The organism is Pseudomonas sp. BT76 TE3572, from assembly GCF_050435365.1.
In the GTDB taxonomy this organism is placed as follows: domain Bacteria; phylum Pseudomonadota; class Gammaproteobacteria; order Pseudomonadales; family Pseudomonadaceae; genus Aquipseudomonas; species Aquipseudomonas fluorescens_W.
In genome coordinates this window covers 1273340-1284617 of record NZ_JBNDKE010000001.1, presented here as the reverse complement: position 1 = coordinate 1284617, position 11278 = coordinate 1273340, and the positions used below count along the sequence as shown (strand labels likewise).

The 11278-nt window shown below is 58.2% G+C and carries 10 protein-coding genes; 6 read left to right on the top strand and 4 right to left on the bottom strand.

The window, feature by feature from the left end; all coding sequences use genetic code 11:
• Positions 1-24 precede the first annotated feature (24 nt).
• Positions 25-480, top strand: coding sequence for a hypothetical protein (locus ABH912_RS05795; RefSeq protein ID WP_429509995.1), 456 nt, complete (start codon positions 25-27; stop codon positions 478-480).
• Here the strand turns inward: ABH912_RS05795 and ABH912_RS05790 are convergent.
• The 3 genes from ABH912_RS05790 to ABH912_RS05780 are packed head-to-tail and all read right to left on the bottom strand — an operon-like array spanning position 465 to position 4187.
• Complete coding sequence (locus tag ABH912_RS05790; protein ID WP_429513059.1) at positions 465-1493, bottom strand: DUF2955 domain-containing protein; 1029 nt, start codon at positions 1491-1493, stop codon at positions 465-467. The genes ABH912_RS05795 and ABH912_RS05790 overlap by 16 nt on opposite strands.
• 4 nt (positions 1494-1497) lie before the next feature.
• Entirely contained in the window at positions 1498-2637 is a 1140-nt protein-coding gene (locus ABH912_RS05785; RefSeq protein WP_033054837.1) for an HlyD family secretion protein, read from the bottom strand.
• A complete protein-coding gene (locus ABH912_RS05780) occupies positions 2634-4187 on the bottom strand; it encodes an efflux transporter outer membrane subunit (protein WP_033054839.1) in 1554 nt (517 codons plus the stop codon). The genes ABH912_RS05785 and ABH912_RS05780 overlap by 4 nt, the downstream gene beginning before the upstream one ends.
• A gap of 119 nt (positions 4188-4306) precedes the next feature.
• Between ABH912_RS05780 and ABH912_RS05775 the strand changes: the two genes are divergently transcribed.
• Positions 4307-4831, top strand: coding sequence for a transporter suffix domain-containing protein (locus ABH912_RS05775; protein ID WP_033054840.1), 525 nt, complete (start codon positions 4307-4309; stop codon positions 4829-4831).
• 164 nt (positions 4832-4995) lie between these two features.
• Complete coding sequence (locus ABH912_RS05770) at positions 4996-5520, top strand: cupin domain-containing protein (protein WP_429509992.1); 525 nt, start codon at positions 4996-4998, stop codon at positions 5518-5520.
• Positions 5521-5658: 138 nt separating this feature from the next.
• Here ABH912_RS05770 and ABH912_RS05765 read toward each other — a convergent pair whose 3' ends face one another.
• Entirely contained in the window at positions 5659-6276 is a 618-nt protein-coding gene (locus tag ABH912_RS05765) for a dTMP kinase (protein WP_033054846.1), read from the bottom strand.
• Positions 6277-6523: 247 nt separating this feature from the next.
• On the opposite strand from ABH912_RS05765, the gene gfa reads away from it, so the two are divergent.
• The 3 genes from gfa (at position 6524) to ABH912_RS05750 (ending at position 11275) form a co-directional block, all read left to right on the top strand.
• Positions 6524-7102 (top strand): S-(hydroxymethyl)glutathione synthase, encoded by a 579-nt coding sequence (gfa, locus tag ABH912_RS05760; RefSeq protein ID WP_429509990.1) that lies wholly within the window; start codon positions 6524-6526, stop codon positions 7100-7102.
• A gap of 679 nt (positions 7103-7781) precedes the next feature.
• Positions 7782-9020: a non-hydrolyzing UDP-N-acetylglucosamine 2-epimerase gene (gene wecB / locus ABH912_RS05755; protein ID WP_429513057.1), complete on the top strand. Its 1239-nt coding sequence runs from the start codon at positions 7782-7784 to the stop codon at positions 9018-9020.
• 41 nt (positions 9021-9061) lie between these two features.
• Positions 9062-11275 carry a hypothetical protein gene (locus ABH912_RS05750; protein ID WP_429509988.1) on the top strand — a complete coding sequence of 738 codons (2214 nt, stop codon included), beginning with the start codon at positions 9062-9064 and terminating at the stop codon, positions 11273-11275.
• The last annotated feature ends 3 nt before the right edge of the window (positions 11276-11278 follow it).

Genomic DNA, 11278 nt, shown 5'->3' with positions numbered 1-11278 from the left:
CGTATTGAGCTGTCGGAGGTCATTATGAAAAGGTTGTCATCCATTAGCCTGTGCATCGCGCTGGCGGTTTCCTCGACCCAGGGGTGGGCGGAAACGGTCGTGCCGATGAAAGGGCAGAGTTCGCAACAAACCCAGGCGGACATGACCGAATGCCACAACATCGCGGCCAGTCAGAGCGCCTCGACTGCATCGACGCCTTCCGGTGGAAGGCTGAAAGGGGCCGCTGTGGGCGCTGCCGCCGGTGCCGCAGGGGCGCAAGTACGCGGACGTCAGCATGACGAGTTTTATGATCGCGTCGACGATAACGTCAAGCAGGACTATCGCCAGAATCGCGCCAAGGAAACCGCCGCGGCAGGAGCGGTCGTCGGAGGCTCGCGTCAGCGTCAGGAGCGCCGGGCGCAAGAGAAAACCAGCGCTGCGACCAGTTCAACGGCCTATACCAGTTGCCTGCAAGGGAAGGGGTATCAGGTTAACCCTTGAACGTCATTTGGCCGCCGTTGATCGAGCAGATGAACCATCAGGCAGGCATACAGCGTCACTAGGATGAACAACCCCATGCGGATGGCGAACGCTGTGTAAACGTCCTTGCCTGCGGCGCTGTCCTGTACCGACTGACCCAACAGGATGATCAGCGTGATCAGGGTATTGAGCCAAAACCCCGGGGTAAACCGCGTCGGGCTCAGGGCATAGAGTTTGCGCGCCAGCACCAGGCCGAACAGCAGCATCCACAGAAAGAACATCCACAAATGCACAAACAGACTGAGAGCACTCCAGAAGAGAATCGCCAACAGGCCTGCGAGCAAAGTTGAACCGAGCAGTTCGCGACCGGCGATGCGGGCGTTCGTCGTGGAGCTTTGCTGACCCAGGCCGACGGCCTTCAGGATGATCGGCAGATAACCGGCCGGGTCGATCAGCGCCAGCAGGAATGCCGGCAACACGATCAGGGTGGCACGCAGCGCAATCCGACTGACTTCCTCTTCCGGCAGAGGTGGGGCAGGGGGCGGTGAAGGGGCATTGGGTGGATCAGGGAATAACCCATGACTGAACGCCACGACGACAACGGCGAGCAGCAAACCCTTGACCAGTGCGCCGATGACCGTCGCCGCCAGATCGAAGTTGGCGATACCGGCCGAGGAAATCATCGTCAGGCCAATCACCACGAAGGTCATGATCAATGCGTTGCCACCCCGCAGGCCAAAGCGGAACGCAAGGAACAGACCAATGCTGATCAATAGCACGCCGCTGACGGGGTAATAACGCAGGAGCGGGATCAACAGCAGGCCGATGCCGGTGGTCAACATGGCGGCCAGTGCGAGAACCAGTCCGGCCTTGAACGGCAGCGGGCGATTGACCGAGGCCAGCAACAGCAGGCAAAGCACCGGCGCCAAAAAAGGAATCGGCAAGCCCAGGCCGAAACTGGCGGCGAGGCTCAACGCCGTGCCGGTGGCCAGGCGCAGTGCCCGTTGATCCCGCGGCGTGCGCCGAGTCGACATACCCTTAATAGGCATAGCTCAGCCAGCTCATGAACCCCACAAACACATGGCCGAGTGGGTTCAGCGGATTACCCTCGGTGGGGAAGGCCATGACTTCGGCCTGCCCACCGGCACGGATCCCCCGACTGTCACGCAACGTGCTCAACGAGTCTGGCGAAAACTCGATAATCACCGGAAAACGCTGGGCCGGCCGCAACCAGTCGCGGCTGTTCTGCACGCTGGGCAAGGTGCCAGGGGCGGGTGTCTGCCCCACGCTGACGCCGTAACCGACGCTGCGCACGCGGCCCTCGAAGACCTCGCCCGGCAGCGCATCCAGAACAATCGAAACCGGCGTGTCGAGCTTCACCAGACCGAGGTTGTTCTCGGTCATGTCCGCACTGATCCACACATCATGAATGGCGATCAGGGTCATGACCGGGCTACCGGCAGCGGCGAATTGCCCTGTGTCAGTACGCAGATCCGTAATCAGCCCGGCCGAGCGAGCGCGAATCTGCGTATTGGACAGATCCAGTTCGGCTTTGGACAACGCCGTGGCGGCACTGCGCAGCAAGGCGTTGTCTTCCTCGCTGCCACCTTCCTGCTCACGCGCGCGCTGCACTTCGGCGCGGGCAGCGGCGACCTTACTCACAGCCTGCTCGCGGTTGGCGCGAGACACTTCGAGCAGACGTACGGAAATGGTGCCGGGGTCTTCGCGATACAAACCCTCAAGACGCTGATTGTCCTGGCGCGCCTTGAGCTCGTTGGCCTGGGCGGCCCGCAAATTGGCTTGCGCCGAGGCAATGCCGGCGGTGCTCGCACCGATTTGTCGGCGGGTCGATTCGAGGTCGGCGCGCGCACGGTCGACGGCAATCTGGTACGGCTGTGGGTCCACCTCGAAAAGGATTTCGCCGGCCTTGACGTCCTGGTTGTTGCGCACGTTCACCCGAACCACGCGGCCCGCCACTTCCGAGGCGACCGGAATCACAAAGGCACCCACCCGGGCCTGTTGTGTATAGGGTGTGAAACGATCCGCCAGCAGGTACCAGGCCAGGCTCAAGAGGATCAGTAATAGCACCCACTTGATGCCTTTTTTTGCCGGGTCGGCAGCCGGCGCTGGCGCCTGGGTGACAGGTGTCTCGGGCGTGGACTGGGCGGCTTCACTCATTGGTCTTTTACCTTGTAAGACATTGGAATGGCAGGCTGAGCAGTGGAGGGTTCTTCCAGCAGATCGCCCCAGTCGGTGCGTTTTTCCATTTGCTGGCGGGTGGTCGGATCGACTTTCGGCTGGGCGCTGTACCAGCCACCGCCCACGGCTTTGTACAAGGCAATGACATTGCTGACGGCATTGCTGCGGGCGACCAGATAATTGTCCTGTTGTTCGAGCAAGGCGCGCTGCGCATCCAGCACCCGCTGGAAGTCCGAATAACCTTCGCGATACTGCGCGCTGGCCAGCACCAGCGAACGTTTTGCGGCCACTTCAGCCTGACGCAGGATGCCTTCGCGCTCCAGGGATTTGATCAAGCCATAAGCCGCATCGTCTGCCTCGCGTGCCGCCTGGCGAACCTTGTCGCGGTAAGCCTCGATCAGCTGCTGCAACCGCGCATCCTGCACGCGCACGTTGTTGCTGATCTGGCCGTGATCAAACAGATTCCAGCGCAGGCTGGGGCCGCCGATCAAATCCAGATTCCGGGGCGTGCCACTGAGCGTGTCGGTGGACCAGACGATGCTGCCCAGCAAGGTCAGCGACGGATAGAAATCGCTCTCGGCCACACCGATCAGCGCTGACTGGGCAGCGACATTAAGCTCGGCGGCGCGCACGTCGGGCCGACGCAGCAGCAGGTTGGCCGGTACATCTTGCAAAACGGCACGGTCGACCAGCGGGATCAGTCCCATGTTCTCGACCAGTTGCGGCAGTGCGCCGGGCGGCTGACCAATCAACACCGCCAACGCATTGCGGGTCCGTTGCAACTGGTCTTCGAAATTGGGGATGGTGCTCAACGTGCCCAGGTACTGGGTCCTGGCTTGTTGCAGGTCGAGCTCGGCAGTCTGACCACTGTTGAAGAGCTTCTCGGTGATCTCGAAGTTGCGCTTTTGCTGTTTGGCGTTTTCCCGGGCGACACGCAAACGGGCTTCGGTGGTGCGCAACGAGAAATAGGTGTCGGCCACTTGCGCGCGCAGCAGTACGAGCACGTCTTCATAGTTGGCCTGGGCGGCGAAGTAGCTGGCATCGGACGACTCGATGGCGCGACTGAAGCGGCCCCAGAAGTCCAGTTCCCAACCGACGTCGAACCCCACGCTGTGTTGCCAGAAATGGCTGTCTCGCGGGTTGGTCCCGCCGGATTGCCTTCGGTTGAAGTAAAGACTGTCGACACTGGCTTGCTGCAGTTGGGGGTAAAGACCACTTTGAGCAATGCCGAGTTGGGCGCGGGCTTCCATGACGCGCAGGCCGGCGATTTTGAGGCTGGAGTTACGTGCATCCGACTCGGCAATCAATTGATCGAGGACCGGATCGGCGAAGACTTGCCACCACTGGCGAATGTCCGGGTTCGGGCTGCGTTGGCTGGATTGCTCGAGGGCAGGGGTGCTCCAGTGTTTGACCCATTCTTCACCGGGCGGCTGGAAATCCGGCCCAAGCCGTACGCAGCCACTGAGGCCGAGTACGCCAAGCAGCACGAACCGGCCACGCCAGTTCAGCAGGGTTGTATCTGGATGCATTACGCATTTCCCGACCAACAAAGATCACTGGAGCATAGCCGTCCAAATGAGCACACGGCTGCTACGCTTTTTAACGTGCCATCAAATCTACTGTGATCCGTTAGAAAGGTACGACGATTATGAATAACACCCCGGGTGTTGCTGAACCCCACTCAGCCGGTTGGCGCTTCAAGTTGGGAATAGTCATTATCTGCGTGATGCTGGTTTCCTGGCTGTTGGTGCCACTCGCAGCCGCAGCCGATGTGCCGGGCACAAAAATCGCTGCACTGACTGGCGTGCTGTTCATCAGCAACAAAATCCTGCTGATTCTCGCCATTGCCATCATGGGCAAGTCCGGATTCCAACAGTTAAAGCGTACCCTGTTCGGTTATGTGTCCAAACTTGCACCCAGCACGGACGTCGAAGTGGGCCCATGGCGTCATAGAATTGGCCTCGTGATGTTCTTCGTGCCGATGATTTCCTCCTTTCTTGAACCCTACGTCGACAACATTTGGCCGGGGCTCAGACCCAACCTCTGGCAAGTTCAAGCGCTGGGCGACCTCATGCTGATCGGTAGCTTTTTTGTATTGGGCGGGAATTTCTGGGAGAAAGTGCGCGCCTTGTTTATTCGCACCGCCCGTGTCGCAAACACGAGTGCGGCGTGAATGAATTTAGTGGGCGAGGGTAGTGAGTACTCGTGCATTCAAGCTCTAATGGCTAGCTCTACTAAAGAGCTATTTAGCATAGTTATTATTAATTATGCGCATTATGTCGATAGAGTGCATGTATGCGTTGGTCGCTATTTCAAAGGCTGGAGGGCTCAATCTACATGACGACCAACACCATTGATAAACCCATTCCCAGCGCTGAGTCTGTGATCGCAGCACTGAGCCTGGAACCCCACATGGAAGGCGGTTTCTACCGCAGAACCTTTCAAACCGATCACCACGCGATGGTCGAAACCGCTGGGGGTCGGCGCTACCTGATGACATCGATTTACTACTTGCTGACCAAGGATTCGCCAATAGGCCATTTTCATCTGAACCAATCGGACATCGTCCATTACTACCATGTGGGAGACGCGATTCAGTACAGCCTGATTTTTCCGGACGGCACATTAAAAACGGTTGTGATGGGCAGCGACATAATCGCCGGACAATGTCTGCAGTTGCATGTACCGGGCGGCGTCTGGAAAGCTTCGCAGCTTACAAGCGGACTGGCGGGATACGGTCTGATCAGTGAAGCGGTTTCACCAGGGTATGATTTTGCAGATATGGAGATGGGCAGTCAGCAAAAGCTTAGCGAGCAATTTCCCGAGCACACGGAGCTGTTTGAGAAGCTGATGAGAGAATGAGTGGTTGAGGCGATTTGATCGCTGCCAAATCTGCGTGCAACCGGCTAATCTCGAAACATCTTGTTACGTGTAATGTATATTATGTTAAATGATGTGTCTGGATGGAACTTCTTCCAAGGGCCTCTCAGTGAACTTCGCCTACGGGCATCGAAGGACTTTATAGATCTCGGAAATCACCTGCATCGTTGCGTCTTCGATCGTTCCTTCATTACGGCATAAAACCCAGCCGTGATCCGCAACCGCTCGCTCGAACGACTTGGTACAAGCAACATGTTCTTCCAGCTTATGGATCACAGTACTGCTCAGCCCACGCTGTCGTGCCGATGCCCTCGCCCATGAAATTTCAGGGGCAGTGACAACCCCGACATGCAGGTCTGGCACTCGCACGTTTCGATCAAGGTTCAACTGTAGAATTTCTGCAAACGGGACTATCCGTCGAAACGCGGCATCAGACGGATACCAGCGATCGATCAGGATGATGCTGTCTGGTGGCTGTTTAGTCAGCACGTGTTGGGAAATCCAGGTACGGCTATCAGCAAAGCGCTCACAAACCCGCATCTCCAAATCCCGGGTGGGATTTCTGACGAGTTTGTTCACGAGGGTCATTGTTTCACCCCTGTAGGGATCGCTTTTGCTCTCGCAAAGTCGGATCACCTTCTTGTTGTCTGCCCTCAGTGCTTTCGTAACGGCCTCCAAAAGCGTGGTTTTGCCGACTCCCTTGGGCCCATCCAGAGAAACAAATAGCGAACGATTCATTCTTCACATAACGATTGATATACGGTTTTTTGGCCCGCTTCGTTCGCTGAAACCGCTTGGCGCGACTACACGAATCGAGTGGAAGGTCGAACAGACATTGATGAGCACTCTAACCCGGTTTCTGGCTAACGGGTCCGTCTACTCAGTTTTTAGTGCGCCTTTGAACTATGATTTTCTCAGGCCTACCCGGAGGCAACAGCTCGCCCCCGGGCACGTTCGTCTAACACCCTGAAACGGAGAAGCCAACGTGAGCACCTTGAAGCTTCACCCCGCACTGGACAACGGTATCCAACCCGCCGCCGCGAATTTCACAGGCGGCACCCTGCAATGCCTGTGTGCGACCGACAAGGTCGAGGTCAAGATCGACGCACAAACCCTGCATAACCACGCGTGCGGCTGCAGCAAATGCTGGAAACCGCAAAACGCGACATTCGCCGTCATTGCCGTAGTACCTCGGGATAAGGTCAGCGTCATTGCCCACGGCGAAAAACTGGAAATTGTCGACGAAACCGCCACCATCCAGCGGCACGCCTGCAAGCAGTGCCATGCCCATCTCTTCGGGCGCATCGAGAACAAGGACCATGCGTTTTATGGCCTGGACTTCGTCCATACCGAGCTCTCTCCCCAGCGCGGATGGGCTGCGCCGGGTTTCGCGGCGTTCGTGTCCTCCATCATCGAAACCGGCACACCGCCAGCGCAAATGAAGGCCATCCGTGAGCGCCTGCGCGAGATCGGCCTTGAGCCCTACGACTGCCTGTCCCCGGACTTGATGGACGCAATGGCAACTCATGTCGCCAAACAGAAAGGCTTGCTCCCCGCCGCCTGATTGATCGGCCGCCGCGGTGTCTTCGTCGGACTGCGGCGGCGCCATTTCTAACGGTGGAAGATGGAATGTTGCTTCACTGTTATGGGTGACTCAAAGAACCCTTCTTCGAGTCACCTGCCTAACCAAAATAGGCAAAAGGCTTATCAATAATTGAAGGCTGAGGGAAAGTTCATTTATTACTCAAAAATAAACACTTATTTCGTCATGACAATATACAGGCGTCAGTTCAGTGACTATCATAACCGTCACGCTAGAAATCCAGGTCGTAACCGCATGCGATCACGACCGTTATAATGAGTGAATAATTCATTTAAATTGACGAATGGATATAAAATAAATAAATGTCTTAAAAAACAATGAGTTGGCGGTGTAAAAACAACTTATCGAAAACTTCTAAAAATCATCAAAACCTAAAAAAGACCGACCACAATCACAAAAGTTTCAAACTTTAATTATTTAAAAAAATTGCACGTATAACGCTTTAAAACATTAAATATTAATGCTAATAATCCGGCCGGCTCCGGGTTCTTAGGCAATGTGCCACCTCGTATGAAGTGAACATTAGACTCACGCTGATTACCCCGGTCTTACTAAATTCAAATAACGATGACGTACTCCGGTATGAATAAAACCTGGGTCGTTGTTGTGCTGCGCACTAAAACTGCGCAAGGAAGACATCATCGCTCGCCATCATTCAAGGATTAAAATCCTTTCGATCTTCGGTACCCGTCCAGAAGCCATCAAGATGGCGCCTTTGGTCAAAGCCCTCGCTGCGGAACCTGGCATTCATTCGCAGATATGCATCACTGGCCAACATCAAAGCATGCTTAAACAGGTGCTGGATCTGTTCGACCTCAAGGCCGATTACACCCTTGATGTGATGACGCCGCACCAATCACTCAACTCGTTGACCGCAGCGCTTTACGGGGCGATTGACCCCGTGCTGGAAATGACCCGCCCGGACCGGGTGCTGGTACACGGCGACACCACGTCAGCCATGGTTGCCTCGATGGCTGCGTTCCATCGACGCATCCCGGTCGGTCACGTCGAAGCCGGGCTTCGTACCGGCGATATCTATAGCCCGTGGCCGGAAGAAATGAACCGCCGCTGCATCGACCTCAGTGCGGACATGCTGTTTGCGCCGACCCACGAATCGCGCCAAAACCTGCTCGACGAACGTCTTCAAGGTCGCACCTTCGTGACCGGCAATACGGTGATTGACGCGTTGCAGATGACGGCGCGGCGTATTGAGCAAGACGCTGACCTGCGGGCAAGCCTGGACCAACAATTCTCGTTCCTGCAAGCCGGCCGCAAGGTTCTGCTGGTGACCGGGCATCGCCGGGAAAACTTTGGCGAAGGCTTCCTGGATATCTGCAAGGCCTTGAGCCATCTGGCGCAGCGCACTGATATCCAGATCGTCTATCCGGTGCACTTGAACCCCAATGTCATGGGCCCGGTCACCGAGCATCTGGGCGATCTGCCCAACGTGCACCTGATCAAGCCGCTGGACTACCTGGCCTTCGTGCGCCTGATGCAACGGGCGCATGTGATCCTCACTGACTCCGGTGGCGTACAGGAAGAAGCGCCGTCGCTGGGTAAACCGGTGCTGGTGATGCGCGATGTGACTGAACGCCCCGAAGCTGTCGCCGCGGGCACCGTTCGCCTGGTCGGCACCTCGCCGGACTCGATCATCGCTGGCGTCAACGCCCTGTTCGATGATGACCTGCTGTGGCGCCGATGCTCCCAGGCTGCCAACCCTTACGGCGATGGCAAGGCCAGTGCGCGCATCGTCGATGCCCTGGTGGGCCGTCCGGTCGATGATTTCGTCGTGACTGGGGGGCGGTTGCCCAAGTTCCAGCACTACCTGTCAGGGCTACCTGCACCTGAGAAAAGTCTTCCGGCTTTCACCTCTCTATAAACCAAACCGCCCCTCCCCTTATCAGCTCGAGATCTACCTGAATGAAGTCTTCCGTTGCCATCCATACGGGCACGCTTAGCGCCCTTGCCTGTGGTGTGAGCCTGCTCGCGCTCATTCCGACTTTCGCTCTGGCCGCGGACAGCCCGCTCACCCAGGCGATCAACCGACTCAACGCCGACACCCGACAAGAGCGTCAGGTGCGCTTGAGCGATCTGGGGATCGACGCGCCGATCATCCTCGGCTCCACCGATGCCCGACGGGAACTGTATCTGCCGGTGCCGGCGGGCGTGCCGCTGACGGATGCGACGCTTAATTTCGACGCCAGTTACCTCAATGGCGAAGGTGGACGCAACACCTTGCTGCTGTCGCTGGACGGCTATCCGGTGAGCGCCCAGGGCCTCAGCGAACCAAAGGGTGATGCCAGCGCCACACTCGGCGTGGACAAGAAAGCGCGGGACAGCGGCTCGCTGCGCCTGGGCATTGCCTGGTCGTCGATCGTGTCTCGTGTGTTGTGCGAAGACGAACGCGCCATCGGCAACGTCTTGCGTATCGAACCGGACACCCGCCTCACTTACAGCTACGACGCCAGCCTGTTGCAGGACGTCGGCGCTGCCTGGACGGCACTGCCTGGCAAACCGGGAATCATGGTCGCGCCGGGCACCTTGTCTGCCGAAAGCTACGATGCAGCCTGGCGCCTGGGCGTGGCACTGGAGCGAATTGGCAAGCACAGCCAGATCCTGCCCTTCCCTGCCGTAAAAGACAGCGTTGACCTGAGCGGCCTGCGCATCCCGGCCGAACTGCAAAGCATTCCAGCGTTCGCCAGCCTCAACGGCAAAGGCCCGCACACACTGGCCAACCCTGCGGAAATCGGCGCATTGCTGATGTTGGGGCAAACGGCGAATGTCCAGGCCGATCTGGCCATCAACGACCCGCAACTGCTCAAAGCCGTCAACGAATCGCTGGACGCGCTGTCGAGCCAGATTCAAGGCCTCGACGCCACAGCCGCCAGCGCCTTCGCGCAATGGCGTCAGCGGCATATCAATGCAGGTCTGGCCGCCACCGGCACTGACAACGTGCGCCTGGCATTGCTGGGCACCCGCCCGGTGCTGATGATCGCGCCGCAAGCAACCGGCAAGGCGCTGGCCCTGTTCAGCACGGCCTGGAACGCACTGGCACGCAGCCGCCAATTGACGATCAGCGAAGCACAAATGCCATTGAGCGCCGACGGTCGTGTGGCCTTGTCGCGCCTGGGCGGTAACCCCGGTGCCATCGACGTGCTGGCCAAGTCCGACTGGAGCACTTCGTTCCCTCTGGGCAGCGTGGCCTACGACGGGCGCCTGCCGGTGAAAGCGGTAGTCGATGTATCTGCCGCACCCGGCGCCTCGGACACCGCGCCGGTGGCCTCGCTGTTTCTCAACGATTACCTGATTGGCGCACAACAGCTCGTGGCCAACGGCGAACAGCAACGCATCGAAGCACGTATCCCGCGTTACGCCCTGGGTTCGAAGAACGTTTTGCGCGTGTCGTTCCAGCGTCAGCCGGTCAGCGATCGTTGCCTGGAAACGCCACAGGCGTTCCCGGTCTCGGTGCTGCCGACCAGCCACATCGTGCTGGATAAAACGGCCTTGGGCGATGACTTCTCCGGCATGGCCGCGCGTTTTGCAGTGGACACGCAACTCCTCGTGCCACAGGCCTACCTCGAGCATCCGGCGAGCAGCTTGCCGCAAGTGATTTCGGTGGCTGACGCCGCTGGTGTTTCGCCGCTGCGGGCGCAACTGAAGGTCAGTGCCGACCCGAAAGACTCGGTCACACCGGACAAAGCCTTCCTCGCCTTCGAGCTGCCGATCAAGGACAGCAAAGAATCGGTGCAGGTTGATGAACAGGGTCGCCTGCGCATCAATCACAAGGATCAGGTGTTACTGGACGTGCATCCCCTCAACCACCTGGCCTCGTTGCAAGTGGTGGATGCCGCCGGCCAGCACGGTCTGGTCTATCGCGCCCTGGGCAATGACGCCCCACGTTTCGCCAAGCAGATTCTGCTGACCCGCGGCGACGTGGCCATCCTCAGTGACAACGGTGCACTGACCACCTTCGACACCCAGGACCCAAGCGGCAGCCAACTGATCGACAACGAAGAACCCAAGGGCCTGGACGCCTGGCGCACGCCGTCGCTGTTGTGGCTGATTCCGGGTGGCATCCTGTTGGTCCTCATCCTGTTGCTGGCCGGCCGTAACGCCCGTCGCAATCGCCAATAACGG